The sequence below is a fragment of the Streptomyces sp. MUSC 14 genome, from assembly GCF_001866675.1.
In the GTDB taxonomy this organism is placed as follows: domain Bacteria; phylum Actinomycetota; class Actinomycetes; order Streptomycetales; family Streptomycetaceae; genus Streptomyces.
The window spans coordinates 1-22,565 of sequence record NZ_MLYN01000064.1 but is presented as its reverse complement, the minus strand read 5'-3'; the positions used below and the strand labels follow the sequence as shown (position 1 = coordinate 22,565).

At 71.3% G+C, this 22,565-nt stretch carries 23 protein-coding genes and 1 pseudogene; 15 read left to right on the top strand and 9 right to left on the bottom strand.

The window, feature by feature from the left end:
• Position 1: 1 nt before the first annotated feature.
• Together BIV25_RS36900 and BIV25_RS36895 are read left to right on the top strand one after the other, a co-directional pair.
• Positions 2-733 (top strand): Mut7-C RNAse domain-containing protein, encoded by a 732-nt coding sequence (locus tag BIV25_RS36900; RefSeq protein WP_071376900.1) that lies wholly within the window; start codon positions 2-4, stop codon positions 731-733.
• A gap of 48 nt (positions 734-781) precedes the next feature.
• The gene (locus BIV25_RS36895; protein ID WP_071376899.1) at positions 782-1,126 is read left to right on the top strand and encodes a hypothetical protein; all 345 of its coding nucleotides are present in this window, start codon (positions 782-784) and stop codon (positions 1,124-1,126) included.
• A 37-nt stretch (positions 1,127-1,163) separates the two neighbouring features.
• Here the strand turns inward: BIV25_RS36895 and BIV25_RS36890 are convergent, their stop codons facing one another.
• Positions 1,164-3,200 carry a thioredoxin domain-containing protein gene (locus BIV25_RS36890; RefSeq protein WP_071376898.1) on the bottom strand — a complete coding sequence of 679 codons (2,037 nt, stop codon included), beginning with the start codon at positions 3,198-3,200 and terminating at the stop codon, positions 1,164-1,166.
• Between the two features lie 188 nt (positions 3,201-3,388).
• Between BIV25_RS36890 and BIV25_RS36885 the strand changes: the two genes are divergently transcribed.
• Positions 3,389-6,592, top strand: a complete 3,204-nt coding sequence (locus BIV25_RS36885; protein ID WP_071376897.1) for a tetratricopeptide repeat protein — start codon at positions 3,389-3,391, stop codon at positions 6,590-6,592.
• Positions 6,593-6,601: 9 nt separating this feature from the next.
• Here BIV25_RS36885 and BIV25_RS36880 read toward each other — a convergent pair whose 3' ends face one another.
• Both BIV25_RS36880 and mca read right to left on the bottom strand, forming a co-directional pair.
• Positions 6,602-6,841 carry a hypothetical protein gene (locus BIV25_RS36880; RefSeq protein WP_071376896.1) on the bottom strand — a complete coding sequence of 80 codons (240 nt, stop codon included), beginning with the start codon at positions 6,839-6,841 and terminating at the stop codon, positions 6,602-6,604.
• On the bottom strand, positions 6,834-7,694 hold the full coding sequence (gene mca, locus BIV25_RS36875) for a mycothiol conjugate amidase Mca (protein ID WP_071376895.1): 861 nt from the start codon (positions 7,692-7,694) through the stop codon (positions 6,834-6,836). Before mca ends, BIV25_RS36880 begins: the two co-directional genes overlap by 8 nt.
• Positions 7,695-7,819: 125 nt before the next feature.
• On the opposite strand from mca, the gene BIV25_RS36870 reads away from it, so the two are divergent.
• Both BIV25_RS36870 and greA read left to right on the top strand, forming a co-directional pair.
• Complete coding sequence (locus BIV25_RS36870; protein WP_071376894.1) at positions 7,820-8,218, top strand: DUF4307 domain-containing protein; 399 nt, start codon at positions 7,820-7,822, stop codon at positions 8,216-8,218.
• Between the two features lie 169 nt (positions 8,219-8,387).
• On the top strand, positions 8,388-8,888 hold the full coding sequence (gene greA, locus BIV25_RS36865) for a transcription elongation factor GreA (protein WP_071376893.1): 501 nt from the start codon (positions 8,388-8,390) through the stop codon (positions 8,886-8,888).
• Between the two features lie 82 nt (positions 8,889-8,970).
• On the opposite strand, the gene BIV25_RS36860 is transcribed toward greA, so the two are convergent.
• The 3 genes from BIV25_RS36860 to ilvA form a co-directional block, all read right to left on the bottom strand.
• The gene (locus BIV25_RS36860) at positions 8,971-9,828 is read right to left on the bottom strand and encodes an ABC transporter permease (RefSeq protein ID WP_071376892.1); all 858 of its coding nucleotides are present in this window, start codon (positions 9,826-9,828) and stop codon (positions 8,971-8,973) included.
• Positions 9,825-10,838: an ATP-binding cassette domain-containing protein gene (locus BIV25_RS36855; RefSeq protein WP_071376891.1), complete on the bottom strand. Its 1,014-nt coding sequence runs from the start codon at positions 10,836-10,838 to the stop codon at positions 9,825-9,827. Before BIV25_RS36855 ends, BIV25_RS36860 begins: the two co-directional genes overlap by 4 nt.
• A gap of 131 nt (positions 10,839-10,969) precedes the next feature.
• Positions 10,970-12,199, bottom strand: coding sequence for a threonine ammonia-lyase (ilvA, locus tag BIV25_RS36850; protein ID WP_071376890.1), 1,230 nt, complete (start codon positions 12,197-12,199; stop codon positions 10,970-10,972).
• 162 nt (positions 12,200-12,361) lie between these two features.
• Here ilvA and BIV25_RS36845 point away from each other — a divergent pair, with 162 nt between their 5' ends.
• The 3 genes from BIV25_RS36845 to BIV25_RS36835 all read left to right on the top strand — a co-directional run bounded on the left by BIV25_RS36845 (position 12,362) and on the right by BIV25_RS36835 (position 13,839).
• The gene (locus BIV25_RS36845; protein ID WP_177235543.1) at positions 12,362-12,865 is read left to right on the top strand and encodes a MarR family winged helix-turn-helix transcriptional regulator; all 504 of its coding nucleotides are present in this window, start codon (positions 12,362-12,364) and stop codon (positions 12,863-12,865) included.
• 157 nt (positions 12,866-13,022) lie between these two features.
• Complete coding sequence (locus BIV25_RS36840; protein WP_071376888.1) at positions 13,023-13,526, top strand: sigma factor-like helix-turn-helix DNA-binding protein; 504 nt, start codon at positions 13,023-13,025, stop codon at positions 13,524-13,526.
• A gap of 64 nt (positions 13,527-13,590) precedes the next feature.
• On the top strand, positions 13,591-13,839 hold the full coding sequence (locus BIV25_RS36835) for a hypothetical protein (RefSeq protein ID WP_071376927.1): 249 nt from the start codon (positions 13,591-13,593) through the stop codon (positions 13,837-13,839).
• A 103-nt stretch (positions 13,840-13,942) separates the two neighbouring features.
• On the opposite strand, the gene BIV25_RS36830 is transcribed toward BIV25_RS36835, so the two are convergent.
• Positions 13,943-15,097, bottom strand: a complete 1,155-nt coding sequence (locus BIV25_RS36830) for a cystathionine gamma-synthase (RefSeq protein ID WP_071376887.1) — start codon at positions 15,095-15,097, stop codon at positions 13,943-13,945.
• A gap of 201 nt (positions 15,098-15,298) precedes the next feature.
• Between BIV25_RS36830 and BIV25_RS36825 the strand changes: the two genes are divergently transcribed.
• The 3 genes from BIV25_RS36825 to BIV25_RS36815 all read left to right on the top strand — a co-directional run bounded on the left by BIV25_RS36825 (position 15,299) and on the right by BIV25_RS36815 (position 18,007).
• Positions 15,299-16,417: a hypothetical protein gene (locus BIV25_RS36825; protein ID WP_071376886.1), complete on the top strand. Its 1,119-nt coding sequence runs from the start codon at positions 15,299-15,301 to the stop codon at positions 16,415-16,417.
• A gap of 143 nt (positions 16,418-16,560) precedes the next feature.
• Positions 16,561-17,274, top strand: a complete 714-nt coding sequence (gene msrA / locus BIV25_RS36820) for a peptide-methionine (S)-S-oxide reductase MsrA (RefSeq protein WP_071376885.1) — start codon at positions 16,561-16,563, stop codon at positions 17,272-17,274.
• 139 nt (positions 17,275-17,413) lie between these two features.
• Entirely contained in the window at positions 17,414-18,007 is a 594-nt protein-coding gene (locus tag BIV25_RS36815; protein WP_071376884.1) for a DUF4291 domain-containing protein, read from the top strand.
• 223 nt (positions 18,008-18,230) lie between these two features.
• Here the strand turns inward: BIV25_RS36815 and BIV25_RS50545 are convergent, their stop codons facing one another.
• Positions 18,231-18,674, bottom strand: a complete 444-nt coding sequence (locus BIV25_RS50545; RefSeq protein ID WP_143076757.1) for a hypothetical protein — start codon at positions 18,672-18,674, stop codon at positions 18,231-18,233.
• 518 nt (positions 18,675-19,192) lie between these two features.
• Here BIV25_RS50545 and BIV25_RS54715 point away from each other — a divergent pair.
• The 4 genes and pseudogenes from BIV25_RS54715 to BIV25_RS50540 all read left to right on the top strand — a co-directional run.
• Positions 19,193-19,267 (top strand): annotated as a pseudogene (locus BIV25_RS54715) (hypothetical protein); the annotation flags it as partial.
• A gap of 353 nt (positions 19,268-19,620) precedes the next feature.
• The gene (locus tag BIV25_RS36810; protein ID WP_143076756.1) at positions 19,621-19,983 is read left to right on the top strand and encodes a hypothetical protein; all 363 of its coding nucleotides are present in this window, start codon (positions 19,621-19,623) and stop codon (positions 19,981-19,983) included.
• A gap of 166 nt (positions 19,984-20,149) precedes the next feature.
• Positions 20,150-20,632 (top strand): hypothetical protein, encoded by a 483-nt coding sequence (locus tag BIV25_RS36805; RefSeq protein ID WP_071376882.1) that lies wholly within the window; start codon positions 20,150-20,152, stop codon positions 20,630-20,632.
• A gap of 387 nt (positions 20,633-21,019) precedes the next feature.
• Positions 21,020-21,271, top strand: a complete 252-nt coding sequence (locus BIV25_RS50540) for a hypothetical protein (protein WP_143076755.1) — start codon at positions 21,020-21,022, stop codon at positions 21,269-21,271.
• 102 nt (positions 21,272-21,373) lie between these two features.
• Here BIV25_RS50540 and BIV25_RS36795 read toward each other — a convergent pair whose 3' ends face one another.
• Positions 21,374-21,844: a recombinase family protein gene (locus BIV25_RS36795; protein ID WP_256257036.1), complete on the bottom strand. Its 471-nt coding sequence runs from the start codon at positions 21,842-21,844 to the stop codon at positions 21,374-21,376.
• Positions 21,845-22,565: the final 721 nt, after the last annotated feature.

The window sequence follows — 22,565 nt, the reverse complement described above, 5'->3', positions numbered from 1 at the left end:
GGTGAACGCAGCCGAGATCCACGTCGAAGTCGCCCCCGCGCTCCATGTGTTCGTACCGCAGTCCCGGCGCGCCGGTGCGACGGTGCTGGCCACGGACGGCGTCTCCACCCTCGGCCATGTCATCGAGTCCCTGGGCGTCCCGCTGACCGAGGTCGGCGCGCTGGTCGTGGACGGCCGCGAGGTGCCGGTGTCGCACATTCCGCGGGCGGGCGAGCAGGTGCGCGTGCGCCCCGTCGAGCGCCCCCAGCGGATCCCCGGCGCCCCGCTCCGCTTCCTCCTCGACGTCCACCTGGGCACCCTGGCCCGCCGCCTCCGCCTCCTCGGCGTGGACACGGCGTACGAGTCGACGGACATCGGCGACCCCGCCCTCGCCACCCGCTCGGCGGCCGAGAAGCGCGTGATACTCAGCCGCGACCGGGGCCTGCTGCGCCGCCGCGAACTGTGGGCCGGCGCCTTCGTCTACAGCACCCGCCCCGACGACCAACTCCACGACATCCTCGACCGCTTCGCCCCCGACCTGCACCCCTGGACCCGCTGCACGGCCTGCAACGGCCTGCTGAAGCAGGCCACGAAGGACGAACTGGCCGACCGGCTCGAATCCGGCACCCAGCGCTCGTACGACGTCTTCGCCCAGTGCACGTCCTGCGGCCGGGCGTACTGGAAGGGCGCGCACCACGACCAGCTGGAGGCGATCGTGGAGCGGGCGTTGAGCGTGCGTACCCACAAGGACTGAGTACGGGCGCCGATCCGCGCGGCCGGGCCGGCGCGGTGGGATGGGGTCATGGACACCACCACCGATCAGCAGTACACGCTCACCCCGCAGCAGAAGGACCGCTTCATCACCGTGTGGGCCGTGGTCGGTCTGTTGTCGCTCCTGCCGATCGTCGTCCTCGCCTGGCTGGTCGTGCTCTCGGGCGAGCGCGGGAGCAGGTGCCTGGAGTACGGCGAACAGTGCTCGGCCATCCCCGGCTCGGCCCTCTACACCGTCTTCTGGCTGGCGCTCGCCACGGGTGTGGGGGCGCTGGTGTGGCCCCGGGCCCGGTGGCGGAGCGCCAGGGCCGGGGCCGTGTGGCTGCAGTGGGGTGCTCAGCTCACTCTCGGCGCGATGATCCTCAACGGCGCCTGACGACCCCCGTCCCGCGGCGGACGTCCCCCTTCGCTTCTCAGTGCTCCGTCAGGGCCGTGCGCAGCCGCTCCGGGTCGGTCGTCGGCGCCTCGCACGTGAAGTTGCGGCAGACGTAGGCCGCGGGCTTGCCGGCGACGAGCGGGCGGTCCGCGAGCAGCGGGAACTCGTCGCTCCCCGCGGCGCCGACGGCGACGACCGCACCGGGGGCGGTACCCAGAAGTGCGGTGCGGTGCAGGGCGGTCGTGCTCTCGTCGGCGGTCGTGCCGGGGCCGACGACGGCGATCTCCCGCGGCCCGTCGCGCAGGGCCTCGGCGACGGCGAGCCCCCAGCCGATGAACCGCGGCACCCGCGGCCCGAGCGTCGTGACGACTCCCGACGCCCGTTCGGCGGCGGCCCGATGGGGCTCGGAGCCGGTGTGCGCGGCATAGCCGAGCAGCGCGCCCGCCGCGGCGGTCCAGCCGGAGGGGGTGGCGTTGTCGGTGGGGTCCTGCGGGCGGCGGATGAGCCGCTCGGCGTCGGCGGCCGTGTCGTACAGCGCGCCGGTGTCCGGGTCGGCGAAACGCGTGAGCACATGGTCGAGGAGCAGCCCGGCGAAGTCGAGCCAGACGCCCTCCCCCGTCACGGAGGCGAGCGCGAGGAAGCCCTCGGCGACGTCACCGTAGTCCTCCAGCACCCCGGCGTTGGTGCCGGCGCGGCCGTCCCTGCTGGTCCGGGTGAGCCGGGCGTGCTCGTCGAGGTGCACGCGCACCAGGAGGTCGGCGGCACCGACCGCGGCCTCGACGAGATCGGGCCGCTCGAAGTAGGCGCCGGTCTCGGCGAGCGCGGCGATCGCGAGCCCGTTCCAGGCGGCGACGACCTTGTCGTCCCGGCCGGGCGCGGGCCGCCGGCGACGCTCGTCCAGCAGCCGTTCCCTGACGGAGGCGATCTTCCCGGCGTCGACGAGGGTGTCCTGCTCGGGAAGCTGGAGGACGGACTGCCCGTGCTCGAAGGTGCCCTCCTCGGTCACGCCGAAGTACTGGGCGGCGAGGTCGCCGTCCGCGTCCCCGAGGACGGCGCGCAGCCGCTCCGGCGTCCAGACGTAGTACGCCCCCTCGACGTGCCGTCCGCTGCCGTCGTCGCTGTCGGCGTCGAGCGCCGAGGCGAACCCGCCCTGCTCGGTGCGCAGTTCACGGACGATGAAGTCGGCGGTCTCCAGGGCGACCCGCCGGGCGAGGTCCGAGCCCGTGGCCCGCCACAGGTGCGCGTACACGCGGCAGAGCAGCGCGTTGTCGTAGAGCATCTTCTCGAAGTGGGGCACGACCCAGTCGCGGTCGACGGAGTACCGCGCGAAGCCGCCGCCCAACTGGTCGTAGATCCCGCCCCGGGCCATGCGCTCGCAGGTGTCCTGCGCCATCTGCAGCGCACCCTCGGCGCCGGTCCGCGCGTGGTGGCGCAGCAGGAACTCCAGCACCATGGACGGCGGGAACTTCGGCGCCCCGCCGAATCCGCCGCGCTGCGGGTCGTACTCCCGGGTCAGCCCGAGCAGCGCCTGCGCCAGCTCCTCCTCGCCGGGCACCCGGTCGCCCTGGTGGCTGATCTCCCGCTGGGCGAGGTCGCGCACGATCTTCCCGGCGATCTCGCCGACCTCGTCCCTGCGCGTGTCCCAGGCCTGCCGGACCCCTTCCAGCACCTGCCGGAAGGAGGGCATGCCGTGCCGGGGCGCGGGCGGGAAGTACGTGCCGAAGTAGAAGGGTTCGGCGTCCGGCGTGAGGAACACGGTCATGGGCCAGCCGCCCTGCCCGGTGGCGGCCTGCACGGCCTCCATGTAGACCGCGTCGACGTCGGGCCGCTCCTCGCGGTCGACCTTGACGCTGACGAAGTGTTCGTTGAGGTACTCGGCGGTGGCCCGGTCCTCGAACGATTCGTGGGCCATGACGTGACACCAGTGGCAGCTGCTGTATCCGACGCTCAGCAGCAGGGGTTTGTTCGTCTTGCGGGCCTCGTCGAAGGCCTCGGCCGACCAGGGCCACCAGTCGACGGGGTTGTCGGCGTGCTGGAGGAGATACGGGGAGGTCTCATGCGCCAGTCGGTTCACCGTTCCACTCTCCCACGGGCCCGGGGAGGGCGTGGAGACGCGTCATCACCGGGCGCGCCGGTGGAGGGCGGTGCCGGACTCGGCCGGCACGAAATCCTCACCCTCCCGGTGATCGTCGCACCCTCGCCATCGCGGCCCGCCCGAAGGACACTCGTGGGCAAGGACATTGCCGCCGGAGGGGACGGAACATGCGGGAGAACCATCGGGCGGAGGCCGAACGGCTGCTGGTGCGGGCCGTGGAGGAGGAGGTACGGCGCTCGGGCGGGCGGATCGACGGGCCGGTACTGCTGTCGCGGGCGCGCGGCGGGCTGGAGGCGATGGCGGGGGCGGCCGGTGAGGAGTACGCGGCGTACACCCACGCGCTCGACGAGGCCGAGGCCGGACGGCTGACCTTCGCCCAGCGCTACGGCCGCGCGGGCGCCGGAACCGCCTTACTGGTGGCGGCCGTTGCCGCGGTCGCCGCGGCGGTGGCCGACGTGTCCCTGGGCACCGGCACCGGTACGGCCGTCGGCGCGGGCGTCGCCGCGGGCGTGGCCGGTGCCGCCGCCTCCGTGGTGAAGGTGGCAGGCTCCCATCTGCCGGCCGCCCACCACCACGCCGGAGCGACGGGGCAGCCGGGCGGGCCGGAGCAGTTGCGGTTGCAGTGGCTGACCGCGCTGGAGGTGCGGGGCATCCGCCCGTTCCTCGACCAGCAGCGGATGCTCAGCGCCTCCACGGGCCCGAAGAAGACCACGAGCCCCGCCCTGCGCGGCGCGGACAAGAGCGCGGCGGCCCGCAGGCGCACCGTGCTGGAGCAGTCGTTCGGCCAACTCCCCGAGCCGGACGGCCGGTTCGCGGGCCGCAGGGCGGAGCTGGGGCGGATCCGCCAGTGGGCGCAGGCGGCCCGCGCGGCCACCGAGACCCGGCCGACGGTGGTCGTCCTGCACGGCGAGCCCGGCTCCGGCCGGACCACGCTCGCGGTGCGCGCGGCGCACGATCTGCGGGACCACTTCCGCGGCGCCGTGGTCGTGGACCTGCGCGGCGGCGGCCAGGAGCAGGCGCCGCTGCCCACCCGCGACGCCCTGCTGCACCTGCTCAACCGGCTCGGCGCACCCCGCGAACAGCTGCTGTTCCGGGAGCGCTCGTCCCCCGACCAGCAGCTCAAACGGCTCGCCGAGCTGTACCACCAGCACCTGACCGGCCTGCCGGTGACGATCGTGCTGGACGACGCCCGCGACCCGGAGCAGGTGCGGGCCCTGGTGCCGGAGCGCTCCGACAGCCTGGTCCTGGTCACCGCGCGCACGGACCTGGAGCTGCCCGCGGACCTGCCGGCCTGGGTGCACCACCTGCCGGTCGAGGCACTGGACGCGGCGGGCGCCGAGGAGTTGCTGAACGCCGCCGCCGAGGACGCGTCGGGCCCCTACGACGCCGATTCCGCCGACCGGATCCGGGACCTGACCGGCGGTCTGCCGCTTGCGCTGCGCGTCGCGGGCTCCGCGCTCGGCCCTCGCTCGCCCCGGCAACTGGCGGCGGACCTGAGCGCGTACGGCCCGGTGGAGCCGGCGGAGCGTGCCCTGTGGCTGCGCTACACCGACCAGCCGGATCCCGAGCGCCGGCTGCTGCGCCGGCTCGCGCTCGCGGGGCGTGCCTCGCTCGGCGCCGCGGCGGCCGCCGCGCTGCTCGCCACGGACGGGGCCGAGGCCACCCGCCGGCTCACCGCCCTCGCCCGGGCCGGACTGCTCGATCATGTGCGGGGCGACCGCTACCGGCTGCACGACGTGGTGCGCGCCTTCGCCCAGGCCCGGCTGCTGGACGAGGAGGACCCGGCCGAGCGCACGGCGGCGCAGGAACGGCTGATCGTGAACTACGCGGAGCTGGCGGACTCGGTGCTGCGCCTGGTCGACGGGAACATGTCGACGCGCTCGCACCAGTTCGGCCCGCACGGCTTCACCTCGCTCGACGAGGCGCTGCGCTGGCTGGACGACGAGTCCAGCTTCATCACGGCGGCGTTGCGCCAGGCGGAGGGCGTGAACCAGGCCGCGGTGCTGAACCTGCTGGGCGCGCTGTGCGACTACTGCCTGCTGCGCGGCGACCTGTACCGGCTCGGTGAGATCAGCGAGCTGGCGCAGGCCGTGGACGAGGGGCTGCTGATGCGCTCGGTGCAGTGGCGCACCGGCATCGCGGCCCGGCAGCTGGGCGAGCTGGACAAGGCGCGCACGACGCTCACCTCGGTGGTCGACCTGTACCGGGAGGCGCATCACGACGCCGGCGCGGCCCGTGCCCTGTGCTCGCTCGGCATCACCCTGCACCACCAGGGCAACCTCACCGAGGCCGCCGCGAGGCTCCAGGAGGCGCTGGACCTGCAGGCGGCGCCGGAGCTGGCGACCGACCGGGCCTGGACGATGCACGCCCTCGCGGCCGTCCAGCGCGACCGGGCCCGGCTGTCGGAGGCGCTGGAGCTGCTCACCCGCTCCCTGGTCCTGCACCGCGAGGGCGGCTCGGTGCACGGCGAGGCCTGGGCTCACTTCCAGCTCGGCCAGCTGGCCCTGCGGATGGGGGACGTACCGCGTGCGGAGACCGAGCTGCGCACCGCTCTGGAGCGCTACGGACAGACGCGCGACGCGCGCGGCGAGGCCTGGGCGCTGACCCAGTTGGCCCGGGCCCGCCTGGTGGACGGCGACGCCGCGCCGGCCGTCGAGGGCCTGCGGCAGGCGGGCGCCCGGCACCGGGAGAACGAGGACGCGCGCGGCGAGGCGTGGACGCTGTACTACCTGGGCCAGGCGCTGGAGGAGTCCGGCGACCTGGACCAGGCGGTGCGCGACCTGGAGCGGTCCCGCACCATGTTCTCCCGCATGCGGGACGTCTACGGCCTGGCCTGCGCCCGGCACCACTCGGCCCGGGTCACCCGGGACCAGCGGGCGGCGCAGACCGGTTCGCTGCGCAACTCCGGCTTCGCCCGCCAGCTCCTCGTGGACGCCCGCGCCGACTTCCAGCGCATCGGTGTCGCCCACGGCGAGGCGTGGACCTGCCTGGAACTGGCCGTGGTCGACGCGGGCAACGCGCGCACGCAACCGGCGCTGGCCCTGTGCGACGAGGCGCGGGACCTGTTCGCCTCCTACGGCGACCTGCGCGGCGAGGACTGGGCCCGCTTCCTGCGCTGCACCCTGCTGCCGTACGCGGCACCGGGCGGCATGGAGGTGGGCACGGCCGTCGCCCAGGAGGAACTGGCCCAGCTGGCCCGCGCCTCGCATCCCCTGCGGGACGAGAAGCTGGCCGAGGGCCTCGCGGCGTACGCCGTGCTGCTGGAGCGGGGCGTCAGCCTGGAGGCGGGCTGGCAGGCATGGCGTCTGCGCATGACACCGGACCGCCACGCCCGGGAGGTGATGGGAGTGGCGGTTCCGGCCGGGCGCTGACGCCCTGGGTCAGCCCTGGTGTGCGGCGGGGTCGGCCTTCTGCTCGGCCTTCGGGTCGGAGGCCTCCTTGAAGTCGACCTTGCCCATGTGCTTGCTCATCGACTTCATCAGGCCCCATACGGCCAGGGCCATCACCGCGAAGACGATGAAGCCGAGGACACCGGGGGTGACCTTGTTCTCGTCCACCTCCTTGGCGAGGGGGACGAGGTGCGTCACTGCCAGGCTCACGCTTGCGCTCATGTCAGGCATTGTCGCGGATGCCCGCGAAGAGGTCGTCCTCGGGGAGGGACGTATCGACGAGGGACTTCGCCAGCTCGTACTCCTCCGTGGGCCAGACCTCCTTCTGGAGCTCCATCGGCACCTTGAACCAGCCGCCGTCCGGGTCGATCTGCGTGGCGTGCGCGATCAGCGCCTTGTCCCGGATCTCGAAGAACTCCGCGCACGGGATGTGCGTGGTCAGCGTGCGCTCGACGCGCTCCATCTCGCTCCAGCGCTTGAGCCACTCCCCGTACGGCGACTCCAGGCCGCGGTCGAGCATCGCCTGGTGCAGCGCCTCGGTGCGGGGGCGGTTGAAGCCCTGGTTGTAGTAGAGCTTCTGCGGCTGGTGGGCCGGGCCGTACTCGCTCTCGGGGTACTTCTCGGTGTCCGCCGCGCCCTCGAACGCCACCATCGAGATCTTGTGGGTCATGATGTGGTCGGGGTGCGGGTAGCCGCCGTTCTCGTCGTAGGTGGTGATCACCTGCGGGCGGAAGGCGCGGATCTTACGGACCAGCTCGCCGGCCGCCTTGTCGATGTCCTCCAGGGCGAAGCAGCCCTCGGGCAGCGGGGGCAGCGGGTCGCCCTCGGGCAGGCCGGAGTCGACGAAGCCGAGCCACTCCTGCCCGACGCCGAGGATCTCGCGGGCCTCGTCCATCTCCTTCTTGCGCACCTCGTGGATGTGCTCCTCGATGTACGCGTCGCCCTGGAGCTTGGGGTTGAGGATGGACCCGCGCTCTCCCCCGGTGCAGGTCACCACCAGGACGTCCACCCCTTCGGACACGTACTTCGCCATGGTGGCCGCGCCCTTGCTGGACTCGTCGTCGGGGTGCGCGTGTACGGCCATCAGTCGCAGCTGGTCAGTCAAGACTCAATCCTTGGTTAAGTCGGCGCCCCCGCGGCTTGGGGTGCGTTCGGCGGCTTCTATAGTGACCGAATCGGGGGGCGAATAATTCCGCGGAGAGGACGATCATGAGTACGGCGAGTGCGCGGCTGCCCGAGGGCCGCTACGGCCGCTCCTCGGACGAGCGTGCCGACCGCAAGCTCCGGGTCGCCGCCGTGGTGCTGGGCGCCCTCCTGCTCTCCCTCGTCGGCTACTTCGCCTATCACTACGTCGTCGAGACCAAGATCAGCGCCCAGGTGATCACCTTCGAGGCCTCCGGCAACGCGGTCCAGGTCCATCTGGAGGTCCACAAGGACTCCGGCACCGACGGCTACTGCACCCTGCGCTCCCAGGCGGCGGACGGCTCCGAGGTGGGGCGCGCGGACTTCCGCTTCGACGGCAAGGCCACGCGGATCGACAAGGTCGTCACGCTCCGTACGACGGCGAAGGGCACCACGGCCGAGCTGCTCGGCTGTCACACGGGTTGATCCAACCCGGAGCAGGCACACGCTGACCTGCTTTGATGTGATTCTGATGGCTTATGTCCTCCCCCTTTGGCCCGTGAATTGTTAGGCTCGTGGTTTCGCCCATCCAAGAGGGAACATTCTTCTGGGTAGGGCGATGCTTTGTATTCCCAGTACCGACGAGGAGCACCCTGTGACCCAGACCAGCGAGAACGTCACCTGGCTGACCCAGGAGGCGTACAACAAGCTCAAGGCCGAGCTTGAGTACCTTACTGGTCCTGCGCGCACGGAGATCGCCGCCAAGATCGCGGCCGCGCGCGAGGAGGGCGACCTGCGCGAGAACGGCGGGTACCACGCGGCCAAGGAGGAGCAGGGCAAGCAGGAGCTGCGTGTGCGGCAGCTGACCCAGCTTCTCGAGAGCGCTCAGGTGGGCGAGGCCCAGACCTCCGCCGACGGCGCCGTCGCGCCGGGCATGGTCGTCACGATCGCCTTCGACGGCGACGAGGACGACACTCTGGCGTTCCTGCTCGCGTCCCGTGAGTACGCGAGCGCCGACATCGAGACGTACTCGCCGCAGTCGCCGCTCGGCGCCGGTGTCCTCGGCCACAAGGTCGGCGAGGACGCGGAGTACGAGCTGCCGAACGGCAAGAAGGCCTCGGTGCGCATCCTGAAGGCCGAGCCGTACTCGGGCTGACCGAGCCGGCCCTTCCTGGCGTCGAGCCCCCGCTGTCCGCCGGATCCCGTGGACACCGGGGGCTTCGCCGTACCCGGAGCCGTCAGGCGGTGGCCGAGCGGTACTTGCGGACCGCGAGGGTGCGGAAGACGGCGATGATCAATATGGAGTAGATCAGCGAGGCCCAGACCGGGTGCTCCATGGGCCAGGCGTGCGAGGTGGACTGCCCGGGGTCGGCGAAGAGCACGCGGCAGGCCTGCGCGGTGGCGCTGAAGGGGTTCCACTCGGCGACGTGCCGCAGCCACGGGGTCATGTGCCCGGGGTCCACGAAGGCGTTGGAGATGAACGTGACCGGGAAGAGCCAGATCAGTCCGCTGGACGTGGCCGCCTCGGGGGTGCGGACGGACATGCCGATCAGCGCGCCGATCCAGGTGAACGCGTAGCCGAGCAGGAGCAGCAGGCCGAAGGCGGCGAGGACCTTGGCGACATTGGTGTCGCCGTGGGACCCGACGCGCCAGCCGACCAGCAGGGCGACCACGGCGAGCACGACCAGGGTGACGGCCGTCTGCACCAGGTCGGCGAGCGTACGCCCGGTCAGCACCGCGCCGCGCGCCATCGGCAGCGAGCGGAATCGGTCGATGAGCCCCTTGTGCATGTCGTCGGCGATACCGGCGCCCGAGCTGGCCGTCGCGAAGGTGACCGTCTGCGCGAAGATGCCGGCCATGAGGAAGTTCTTGTAGTCGACGGCGCTGGTGCTGCCGCCGATCTGCATGGAGCCGCCGAAGACGTAGGTGAACAGCACCACGAACATGATCGGCTGGATCAGCCCGTAGATGATCATCTCCGGGATCCTGGACATGCGGATCAGGTTCCGCTGCGCCACGACCATCGAGTCGCGGACGGACTGTATGAGGGGGTTTCCCGGCGGTGCCACCCGCACGGCATCGGTGACGGCACTCACTTCACGGCCTCCTTGCCGCCCTGCGGGCGGCTCTCGTCCTCGTTCTCGTCCCGGGCGTCCGGGCCGGCCGCTTCGGCGACGTGTCCCGTCAGCGACAGGAAGACGTCGTCGAGAGTGGGGCGGCGCAGCCCGATGTCGTCTATCTCGATCCCGCGGCCGTCCAGCTCCCGGATGATCTCGGCGAGCAGCTTCGCGCCGCCGGTGACCGGGACCGTGAGCTTGCGGGTGTGCTCCTCGACGGTGGTGTCGCCCTTGCCGAGGCCCCGCAGCACCTGCGCGGCGGTCGCGATGTGCTCGCGCTCGTGCACCACGACCTCGACGCGCTCGCCGCCGGTGCGGGCCTTGAGCTGGTCGGAGGTGCCCTGGGCGATGACCCGGCCGTGGTCGACCACCGCGATGTCGTGCGCGAGATGGTCGGCCTCCTCCAGATACTGCGTGGTGAGCAGCAGGGTCGTACCACCCGAGACGAGTTGCTTGATGACCTCCCACAGCTGCTGGCGGTTGCGCGGGTCGAGGCCGGTCGTCGGCTCGTCCATGAACATCACCGGCGGTGAGACCACCAGGGCCGCGGCGAGGTCGAGCCGGCGGCGCATGCCTCCGGAGTAGGTCTTGGCGGGCCGGTCGGCGGCGTCCGCGAGATGGAACTGCTCCAGCAGCTCCGCCGCACGCGCCTTGGCCGCCTTCGACCGGAGCTGATAGAGCCGGCCGACCATCTGGAGGTTCTCCCGGCCGGTCAGGTACTCGTCGACCGCCGCGAACTGACCGGACAGGCCGATGGAGCGGCGCACGGTGTCGGGGTGCCTGAGCACGTCCACACCCGCGACGACCGCCTTGCCGCTGTCGGGGCGCAGCAGGGTCGTCAGGCAGCGCACGGTCGTCGTCTTGCCGGCGCCGTTCGGCCCGAGCAGGCCGAGCACCGTGCCCTCGGGCACATCGAGGTCGACGCCGTCCAGAGCCCTTACGTCGCCGAAGGTCTTCACCAGGCCTTCGGCATAGATGGCGCCTGGCATGTCTGTCTCCACGTCGTCGGGGATGGGGCAGGCGGTCCGGCGACCGCACGACATACCGTATCGCGATGTATCGCGTCTCTCAAGAGGGTTCGCGAGGGCTTACTCGAACGAGTGACCGTGGGGGGTGGGCTTCAGTCCATGACCGTGTAGCCCGCGTCGCGCAGGGCCCGGCCGACCTCGGCGCAGTGCACCGGGCCCTTCGTCTCCAGGTGCAACTCGACCTCTGCCTCGGTGAGCCCGAGCCGGGGGTCGGTGCGGACGTGGCTCACGTCGAGGACGTTGGCGTCGACCGCCGACAACACGCCGAGAAGCGTGGCCAGAGCGCCCGGACGGTCCGTAAGCCGCAGCCGAACGGCCAGGTAGCGGCCCTGCGCGGCCATGCCGTGCCGCAGTACGCGCTGCATCAGCACCGGGTCGACGTTGCCACCGGAGAGCACCGCGACGACCGGGCCCTCGAAGGTGTCCGGCGCGGCCAGCAGCGCCGCCACCGGGCTCGCCCCGGCCGGCTCCACGACCAGCTTGGCCCGCTCCAGGCACAGCAGCAGGGCCGCCGACAGGTCGTCCTCGCCGACCGTGCGCACCTCGTCGACCAGGTCCTTGACGATCCCGAACGGCACCACGCCCGGCCGCCCCACCTTGATGCCGTCGGCCATCGTCGCCGGGTTCCGCACCGACACCGGGTGCCCGGCGGCCAGCGAGGGCGGATAGGCCGCCGCGCCCGCAGCCTGCACGCCGACGATCCTGACGTCCGGCCGTATCGCCTTCACCGCGACCGCGATGCCCGCCGCGAGCCCGCCGCCGCCCATGCCCACGACGATCGTGCGCGCCTCCGGGCACTGCTCCAGGATCTCCAGGCCGACCGTGCCCTGACCGGCGATGACGTCCGGGTGGTCGAAGGGGTGGATGAACACCGCGCCCGTCTGCGCCGCGTACTCCTCGGCGGCGGCCAGCGTCTCGTCGACCACCTGACCGTGCAGACGCACCTCCGCGCCGTACTCCCGGGTGGCGCTGATCTTCGGCAGTGGCGCGCCCTTCGGCATGAACACCGTGGCGTGCACGCCCAGCAGCGCGGAGGCCAGCGCGACGCCCTGCGCGTGGTTCCCGGCGCTCGCGGCCACCACCCCGGCCGCCCGCTCCTCCGGCAGCAGCCCGGCGATCCGCACGTAGGCGCCGCGCAGCTTGAACGAGCCGGTCCGCTGGAGGTTCTCGCACTTGAGGTGCACCGGCGCACCGACCAGCTGCGACAGATGCCGGCTGCCCTCCATCGCGGTCACCCGCGCCACGCCCGAGAGCATCTTCTGGGCGCCGCGCACGTCGTCGAGGGTGACGGAACGCAAGGAGTCAGCCGTGCCGTAGCTCATGACTCCAGCATCGCAGTTCACGGTCGTACCCGGCGGGTGTGACCAAGCACCGAGACCGGTTTGCGCAGCGCCGGTACGGTCCGTGCCCGGGCCGCGTACCCTGTCCCCCAACCCAGCAGTCCTTCATGAAGCGAGCCTCCGGCCATGCCCACAACACCTGAAATGTCGATGGACATGACGACCGTCGGTGACACCGGTCTTCTCGACACCCTCCAGCACGAGGTGGCGGTGTTCGCGCGCCGTGCCGAACAGACCCGGCTCGGAGGGGTCGGGCAGGTGCGCAACACCATGGACCGCGCGGCGTACCTGCTGCTCAACCGCCTTGACCGGGAAGGCCCGATGGGCGTCAAGGCGCTCGCGGCGAGCATGGGCATCGACTCCTCCACGGTCACCCGGCAGGTGGCCCCGCTGGTCGACACGGGGCTCGTCAAGCGCACCTCGCACCCCGAGGACGGGCGGGCCGTGGTGCTGCAGCTGTCCCCGCGCGGGGCGGCCCGGCTGGAGGAGGTGCGCGACTCCAGGCGTCAGCTGATGGCCGAGCTGACCGAGGGCTGGGAGCCGGCGGACCGCGAGCAGTTCTGCACGCTGCTCACCCGTTTCAACCGCGCCCTCTCCGCGCGGATGACCCCGGGGTCCGTACCGGCGGAGCAGCCGCCGGCCTCCTGACCGCGGGCACGCCCGGCCGCCGTCGGCACCACCGGTCGGTTCCGGCCTCTTGACCGGGGGCCGCCGCTGTCCTCATATGAGACCGGGTCCTGCGTCGTACGCGGTTCACCTGTCCCGTACCGGACAGGGCCCCTTCGTTTTTTTGGGGGGAGGAACGGTGTCCGATCGGCTGGCGGCCCGACAGGCCCGCCGGGCCCGGGAGTTCGAGGCGTTCGTCGCGGGCGCCGCCGGGCGCCTGCTGCATGCCGCCACGCTACTCACGGCGGAGGCGCCGGACGCCAACCCGCGCGCGCGGCGCCTGCTGACGCACGCGCTCGCCCATACCTACGCGCGCTGGGACCGCCTGCACGGCGAGGACCCGTACGACTGCGCCCGCCAGTTCCTCGCCGGCCGCTTCGCGCGCGCGACCTGGCACCAGTACGGCGCCTTCGGCCGCGCCCGGACGGATCCGCGCAGCCCGCTCGCCGCCCTCGCCCCGCAGGAACGGCTGATCCTGGTGCTGCGGCTCTACGAAGGCGTCGCCGAGCAGCAGACGGCGGCCCTGCTGGGGCTGCCCATCGAGCGCGTGCACACCGTCTGCGACCGCGCGACGGCCACCATGCTGCACCCCGCCCGCCCGACCGCCCCGCGCGCGGTGGGCACGAAGGTGGCACCGTCATGAGGCGGGGCGTTCGCCGTGAGACGTACGGTGCCGCGGTGGGTCCCACGCGTGCGTGGCGGGCACCGTGAACCGGACCGAGCGGGAGGCCGCCGTACGGCAGATCATGGAGCGGGCCTCGGCGCCGGTGCCGCCGGACCTGCGCGCGGAGGCGGTGCGCCACGGCGAGCGCCTGCTGCGGCGCAGGCAGGTGGTCCGCCGGGTGCTGTGGCTGCTGGCGTGCGCCGCCGCCGTCGCGTTCAGTGTGTGGGCGGCCCGTGTGCACCCGTGGACGCAGCCGCCCTCCCGGACGACACCGCCGCTCACCGGCTGGTGAGCCCGCCGCCGGGCACGCGTCCGTGGACGCGTGCCGGGCGGGTACGGCGGAGGTGCGGGGACGCAGGTGCCGGGACGGGCGTGCGGGTCCGGGCGGATCCGGCCTAGCCCAGGGCCTGCTGAAGGTCCTGGAGCAGGTCGTCGACGTTCTCGATGCCGACCGACAGACGCACCAGGTCGGCGGGGACCTCCAGCGCGGAGCCCGCCGCGGAGGCGTGCGTCATCCGGCCGGGGTGCTCGATCAGGGACTCCACACCACCGAGGGACTCGCCGAGGGTGAACACCTTGGCACGGTTGCACACCTCGACGGCGGCCTCCTCGCCGCCCTCGACACGGAAGGACACCATGCCGCCGAACGCCCGCATCTGCTTGGCGGCGGTCTCGTGACCGGGGTGCTCGGGCAGGCCCGGGTACAGCACCTGCGTCACGCGCGCGTGCCGGGTCAGCATGTCGGCGATCTTCGTGGCGTTCTCGCTGTGCCGGTCCATGCGCACCGCGAGGGTCTTGGTGCCGCGCAGCACCAGCCAGGAGTCGAAGGGGCCGGCGACGGCGCCCATCGCGTTCTGGTGGTAGGCCAGTTCCTCACCGAGCGCCTGGTCCGAGACGATCAGCGCGCCACCGACCACGTCCGAGTGACCGCCCATGTACTTGGTGAGCGAGTGCACGACGACGTCGGCCCCGAGCGCCAGCGGCTGCTGGAGGTACGGCGTGGCGAAGGTGTTGTCGACGACGAGCTTCGCGCCCGCGTCGTGGGCGACCTGGGCCACGGCGGCGATGTCGGTGATGCCGAGCAGCGGGTTGGAGGGGGTCTCCACCCAGACGGCCTTGGTCTTCGGGGTGATCGCGGCGCGCACGGAGGCCGGGTCGCTGGTGTCGGCGACGGACCACTCCACGCCCCAGCGGGTGGCGACCTTGGCGAAGAGCCGGAAGGTGCCGCCGTAGGCGTCGTTGGGAATGACGACGTGGTCGCCCGGGGTGAGCAGCGTGCGCAGCAGGGTGTCCTCGGCCGCGAGGCCGGACGCGAACGCGAGGCCGCGGCGACCGCCCTCCAGCGCGGCGAGGTTCTCCTCCAGGGCGGTACGGGTGGGGTTGGCGCTGCGGCTGTACTCGTAGCCGCCGCGCAGCCCGCCGACGCCGTCCTGCTTGTAGGTCGACACCTGGTAGATCGGCGGGACGACCGCGCCGGTAAGGGGATCCGCGGTGTTGCCGGCGTGGATCGCGAGGGTCTCGAAGTGCTGACTGATGTGCCTGTCGCTCATGTGCACCGAGCGTAATGCGCCTTACCGGATGCCGTCGCCCGCCGGGCCCGAGGAGCAGTGCGAGGAGCGCGGGAAGAAGGGATTTCCCTGTGTCGGCGGCCCCGCCGGACAGCCGCACGTCTGTCATGCCCTCGACGGGAGTTATCCACAGCTTGCGGCGGGGGTTGGCACTTTGTCGGCGGTGTCTGGTTCGCTTGAGGCATGGCGATTCTCTGGCTGCTGATGGCGCTGCTCATGCTGAGCTTCGTCCTGCTCCCGTTCATGCGGCGCAGGCGCGGAGTGATCGAGCAGGTCCCCCCGGAACACCCGGACGCCGCCGACCCGGCGGCCTACGGCTTCGTGCGCCAGGAGGAGCTGGACATACGGATGCCCGGCGCGGACCAGGACCTGCTGGACGTGCTGGAGCTGGTGCAGCGCACGCAGGACTACCGCGCGGCGGCCCAGCTGCTGGCCGGCACCGAGAAGGAGGGCGAGCTGCGCTGGCAGCGGGTGCAGGCCTTCGCGGGCGCCGCCGCACTGGAGCTGCAGCAGCGGCCCGGCGGGGTGCACGAGACGCCGGGCGGCCAGTGGCTGCGGGTGTGGCGGGCCGAGCAGCCCAAGGACGCGGGCGGTGCCGCCGTGCACGCGGAGTTCCTGGTGCAGCAGGCGTGGCGCACGTCGACGCCGGGCACCGACGACTTCCGGATCATCATGGAGGAGGCCCGGGAGGCGTGCGGGCAGGCGGCGCTGCTGGCGCCCGGCGACCCGGTGCCGTACATCGTCGAACTGTCCGTCGCCCGTGGACTGGCCTGTCCGCAGGCCGAGTTCGAGCAGCTCTGGCTGAAGATCCTCGACCGCGCGCCGCATCACATGGGCGCGCATCTGGCGGCGCTGCACTACTGGTGCGAGAAGTGGCACGGCTCGCGGCAGCTGGCGTACTCCTTCGCCGAGGCGGCGGCGGCCCGCGCCCCGCAGGGCTCGCTGCTCGCCGCGCTGCCGCTCTTCGCGGTCTTCGAGCACCTCCCCGAGGTGAACCTGGTGGCGGGCTTCTACCAGAGCGAGGTCGTCACCAAGGCGATGCACGGCGCCCTGCACACGGTGCACTCGGCCCGCTCCGACGACCCGATGCTGGCCCACGTCCGCCATCTGCTGATCTTCTTCCTGGTGCGCGCGGAGCGCTGGGCCGAGGCCATGCAGCAGCTGATACACGTCGACGGGCACGTCGGTGCGCTGCCCTGGTCCCTGTCCGCCGACCCGGCCGCCGAGTTCGCCGTCTACCGCGCACTCGCGGTGGCGGGGTACGAGGCCAACGGCGGCAGCCCCGCGAGCCTGCCGGGCTGAGCGGACGGGCCGGGTCCGAGGGAGATATGACGCAACGCTGACGTCGAGGGCATGACCGGAATGCACCCACGCCGCCGGACGTTCCTCCGTCGTGCCGGCCCGCTCACCGGGGCCGGCCCCGTCCCGACCGACAGGGAGACCCCATGCTCTTCGGCCGCATCCCGCAGCTGCCCACCCCCGAGCAGGCACTCACGGGCCGCCCCTCACTCCCCTACGCGGTCCCCGACCGCCACACCGTCCTCGACACCCCGCTCCTCGGTCCCTACCCCGAGGGTCTGGAGGTCGCCGACTTCGGGATGGGCTGCTTCTGGGGTGCCGAGCGCAGGTTCTGGCAGCTCCCGGCGGGCGTGTACACGACACTAGTGGGCTATCAGGGCGGCTACACCGAGTACCCCACCTACGAGGAGGTCTGCTCGGGCCTGACCGGCCACACGGAGGTGGTCCGCGTGGTCTACGACCCGAAGGCCGTGGCCTACGAGCGTCTGCTGAAGACGTTCTGGGAGTCACACAACCCGACCCAGGGCTTCCGCCAGGGCAACGACGTGGGCACGCAGTACCGCTCGGCGATCTACACCCACACCCCCGACCAGGCCACCACCGCCGAAGCCTCCCGCATCGCCTACCAGAAGGTCCTCTCCTCCTCCGGCCACGGCACGATCACCACGGAACTCCTCCCCTCCGAAGGCCGCCCCTTCTACCCGGCGGAGGCGTACCACCAGCAGTACCTGGACAAGAACCCGGCCGGCTACTGCGGGCTCGGCGGGACGGGGGTCAAGCTGAGTGACCCCTTCGAGACGAACTGGGGGGCGTCCTGCCCGACGGGTGTCGCTCCGGCGCCGGCGGTCACGGACGAGTAGCCGGTAGTGCGACAGGCACTGAAGCGGGCGCCGTGCCACCGGCGATTCGGCATGGTGCTGCGGCCGACGCTCTCCGTCACAGTGAACGGCAGTCGAAAATCAGTGGCCGCCTGAACCGGCTGACTCCACGCTGTACGCCATGGCACGACCCCAACGCGAGATCCGCGCGGCCTACGCGGACTCCACGATCACCGTCTACCAGGCGTACGCCCCGGAAATCGGTCTGCCCGCCGTCCAGGAAAGCCGTTTCCCCGCCGCGTGGAAGCGCGACAGGATGACGTGGATCAAGCCGTCGTTCCTGTGGATGATGTACCGATGCGGCTGGGGCGCCAAGGAAGGACAGGAGACCGTTCTCGCGGTCGAGATCAGCCGTGACGGCTTCGAGTGGGCGCTGCGACACGCGTGCCTGTCGAGCTACGTTCGCGGAGTACACCCGGACCGGGCCGCATGGCAGCGCCAGTTGAAACGCGCGCCCGCTCGCGTGCAGTGGGACCCCGAGCGGGATCTGCACCTGCAACCCCTGGCGCACCGGTCCCTGCAACTCGGCCTCTGCGGTGAGGCCGCACGACGCTACGCGGACGAGTGGACAGTCGCCATCCGCGACGTGACCCCACTCGCCCACGAGATCCACGCCCTGGTCAACAGCGGCGATCTGGCCTCCGCCGCCCGGCTGTTGCCCCGAGAACGCCCCTACCCCGTCGAAGACGAACTCCTTGGCCACCTCCGCGGATGACGGGCCGGTCCACCCGGCTGCCGGCTCCGGCCCACGGGTCACACGGCAGCACAGGCTCGCCGGGACAGGCGTCAAGCTGAGTACCCCGTTCGAGACGAACTGGGGCCTCCTGCCCCACGGGCATCGGTCCGGCACCGGACGTCACCGAGGGGTAGTCCGCACACAATGAGCGCAGGCGAGATGGGGCGGGTTTCCACTTCCAGGAACTCCGCCCCACAACGAACTAGAAGGATTTTGTGCAGGCTGTGATGCCCGTGTCGGCATCCCACGCGCAAGCCCTGGCCTTGTAGCCCGGGCCGTCGTAGTACCAGCCGGTGAATTTCTGGTCTCCAGGGCCGGTGGTGAAGGTTTTGCCGGATATCGTGCTCCAGGTTGCACCGCCGTCGGTCGACCGCTGCAGCCAGCCTTCACAACCGTAACCAGAATCGCGAGTGCTTTGGTAGACACCCGCCTGGGCGTAGTAATTGCTGTTGGTTTCGCCGATGTAGTTTCCGTTGATGTTGTAGAGGTTAGCCAGGCATTTGCTGGTCGAGGTCCACGCCTGCTCCGTCAGGGTCGCAGCCTGCGCAGCCCCCGACGAAAAAAGCACCGTGGCAGCGACACCCAAGCCCGTCACTGCGATCGCGGTGGCACGGTGCCGAATACGCCCGAGATTCCTGATGGTCAACTTGAATCGCCTTTCCTTTGGTGAGCTTGATAAACAGTGCTTGTCTGTGCGAACAAGATCGCTTGATGCTACGGGGGTCGAAACGCCGGAGTCGTAGCCGCGCTCAAGCCGGCGTCACCGCTGGGGGCTGTCCGGCGAATCTTGTCGGGTCGCGGGGTCCGCCACGCCGACCTGCGGGGTTGTCGTCGGTTGTCAACGCTCCGCGTTGACGCCCTTCCCCGCCTCGCCTCTCGACGCACCGGCCCCGCTCAGCGGCACCGATCACGTGCGGCCGACCGAGTCCGGCCTGATCCGCCGGACAGTCCCAGGCCCACGCACGGCGCTGCGCGTCGCCCCAAGTCCTTTCCCGGCACCGAGATGTTCGTGCCTGAAGCCGCCGGTGTCCGTCATGGCCCGCACCTGGAGCGATGTCACCGACTTGCCGATCGACCAGCCCACCTTGGCCGCATGACAGTTGGTGATCAAGGTCAAGGTTCGCATGGATCGACAAGCTGTCCGGTATCACCGATCGCCGGGAGGTGTGCCTGGAGCTGAGGAGCATCGAGAACTTTCTCGCGTTGGCCGAGGAACAGGGCTTCGGGCGCACTGCCCGGCGTCTGCACGTCTCCCAGAAGCGGATCAGTCAGGCCGTCAGGGTACAGGAGCAGAGGATCATGCCCAGTCGTTCGAGCGGAGCAGTCGAACCGTTGCCCCTGACCGAAGTTGGCCACCAGAACTGGAACTTGAGAGGTGGGGCAGGTCAGCCTGTCACCAAACCCTGCAGCAGGCCCGGGGCACGTGTGGGTGGCGACCTGTCCGCAGATGGACACGTCCATACAAATCGGCCCGACCGGCAAGAAGTTGTTGCCCCTGACGGTCAAGAACGCAGGTCCGGCGCCGGCTTCGAGTGGTCACGCGCACTGTTGTGTGCGAGGCACTCGATCGGTTGATTGAGGCGCTGGCGGGGGTGAGCGAGGAGGAGGTGGCTGCGGTGTTGGCTGCGGCCGGTGCTTCGAGCCGCCTGACCCTCGACCAGGAGCTCGCCGAGCCTATCGATCCCGCCGAAGTACTGGCCGCGACGCACTGGGGTGCCCTGGAGCATGCCTATGGGCCGGCCGACGACGTCCCCGAGATGCTGACTGGGCTTACCCACGTGGATGAGGGCGTACGGTCGCGGGCGCTGAGCGACGTGCATCACGTGGTTCACCACCAGAACACCCTGTACACCGCCACGGCCCCGGCCGCCCTGTATGTGGCGGAGAGGGGGGCGGGCCTGAGGCCTGAAACACAGTCCCGGGGTGGCTCCCGGGGACCGTTACACCCACCCTGACCGCGGACCTCGAAGGCCCTCCGGGTGCGCTGGAAGGTGCGCAGCGGGCCCTGCCCTTTGCCGCACCATGAGTGATGTTGCGCCGGACCCGAGCTAGTGTCCTGGTCGGACTCGCTCGGGGGGGGAACGGATGAATCGCTACGGTCGGCTCCGGGCAGGCCGTCCGGTGCTTCTGATCGTCGGTCTGCTTGCCGCAGGCGCCACCCTGACCTGGTTCGCGGGAGCACATCTTGCCTACGCCACGGGCCTGGCGGGCACGCCGGGTCATCTCCGGGTCGACGCATGCGTCTGGGAGCACGTCGGGGGCCACCGGTATCCGCACTGCAGCGGCATCTTCCGCTCCTCTGACGGGACCGTCGTGAAACCTGAGGCCACGATCGACACACGCCTGCCCGTCGGCAGCACGGTCGCGTTGCAGCTGACGGCCTCCGGCGGATACGCGCAGACAGGCATCGCGCCCTCGTGCGGGTGGCTGGCGATTTCCTTGCTCGGCCTGATGGTGCTGCTCATAGGGATTCTGGCCGCCTGCAGCAAGGCCGGTGAGCGTCGAGTACCTCGCTCGCGGCTGGTACTGCTCGGCTCGCTGAGCGCTGTGATGCTGCTCAGCGCGCTCGTCGGTGGAGTTGCGGGGATGACCGACGCGTTCTGAGAGGACGGTATGTGTGTTCACAGATGATTTGTCGCCAGCTGAACGTGTGGGACTGCGGCATCCCAGCCGTTCAGCTGGCTCGGGCGTGTAGCACGAGGTCTGCGGTACAGCAGCGACGTACAGCCACCCCAGCAGCCGGCAGCGCCCCACGCCAGCCACCACGGGCTTCCCGGCAGCCTGTGTGACCCTCAATGACCGATCTCTGTCGGGCTACGGACCAGAAGGTTCTGACATCCACGGCTGACATCAACAACGCCAGACGGGGGCAGACGCCAGTGACTCTGTCCGGCTGTCGCACCAGTCGACGACGGCCAGAGCGGACCCGGATCGAACTCCTGAAGCGGTGGTCGACGGCAGCCGCCCCAGTGCCGGGATACTGTGCTGGTCATGCCAGCCCAACTCCTCTGCCCCCGCTGTGAACAGGACTGGGCCCGCCCGTACCGTTTCAAGGCCGACGGGACGTCCTTCCTGTTGTGCGCCGAGTGCGACTCCCTGTGGTGGCCCGACGAAGCCGTCACGGCAGCTCGGGCATATTTCCTCGATGACGTCGTCGCGGCACGCCTCGGAGTGGAAGGCAACCCGTGGAGCGACCGTGTCTGGGCTGACGTCATCGAGCCGGCACCCGACCTCCGTCGTTGAGCACGTCGCACCACAACCGCACCAGATCGAGCGGGGCACAGCGGGGAACCACGGTGAAGGCGGCCCAGCCTGACGCGGTCACGAACCGCCCGTTCACCCAGTTCAGCGCCCGAACCGCTTCCGAATGCTCGCAGCTTCCCGAGCCGAGGTCCTCGATAGGCCGGCGCAGACGGGACCTTCGATCCCCCCCATGCGTGCGGCGGAGTCGGTCCGGGCGGGCGCGAGCGTCGGCAGCCGGCCGCCGCTGCCTCTTCTGCCGCTCGGCCCTGTGCTCCGCCTCGTGGCGAGCTCGACACCCTGGCGGCCGGCGAGATCGATGACGTCTTCCAGCTCGCGCGGTGATCGTGTCAGCCTGTCCGCGTGCCAAGTCGCGATCGCGTCAACCTCGCCCCGCTGGATGTCCGCCGGCACCTCTTGCCACTTCGGCCGCGGGGCCCCCGAGTAGGCGTTGACGTCGTCGTCCGGGTACACGGCTACGGCTACGACGTCCCGATCCGAGCGAGTGTGCAATGCCCGGCAGTCCTCTTCCTGACGCGCGAGCCCGAGGCCGGGGCCGCCCCGGTCCTGGCTGATCCGGCAGTAGATCGCCGCTCGCGTCGTACGCGAAGTGCCGTGCGCTGCCGCGGAGTTCGTCGTGGGTCACACGGGTACACCCTCGTAGCGGCCGGCCTCTCCTGCCCCGTCCATGTCGCGAACGCCGAAAGCTGAGGGCGCCAGGTGGGGTTCAGGGGCTACGCACGCCGGGTGCGTGACGCACAGTTGCCGCTCGTCCGACGGTACGCCGCCCTGAGGTGTGCCGTCGGGCGCTACTGTCCGCTGGGGTTCCACGCGACCTGGGCGTATCTCGCCGCGACGGCATGCCCGTCCCCGGATCTCCGCGGAGATCCGGCGGCGCTGCTGCGCGCGCTGGAGACGTTGGAAGCCAGCCGGGCGCTCCGGCTCGACGAGGCCGGCGCCTTCGCCGTCCGGCGCCGCGCGGAGAAGGCGGCCGGCCGGCGGACCCCGCGCCGGGTCGACGAGGCGCACGCGCCGGGACCTCGCCGGCCCAGCCGGACGGCCTTCTCGTCTCGGACTCGTCGCCGCCGTCGCGAACCGCCACACGGAGTTCCGGCGTTCCCCCTTCCCCGACGAGCGCTTCTGCCATGACGACCAGGTACGGCAGCTGACCGACCTGCACGCCCGCCTCGACGCCTGCGCCACCTCGTACCTCACGAACCTCGGTCACATGGATGCCTGGACCCGGGACGCCCTGGCCGAGACGATCACCGGGATCGAGCGCCTCGCCCGGACAAGC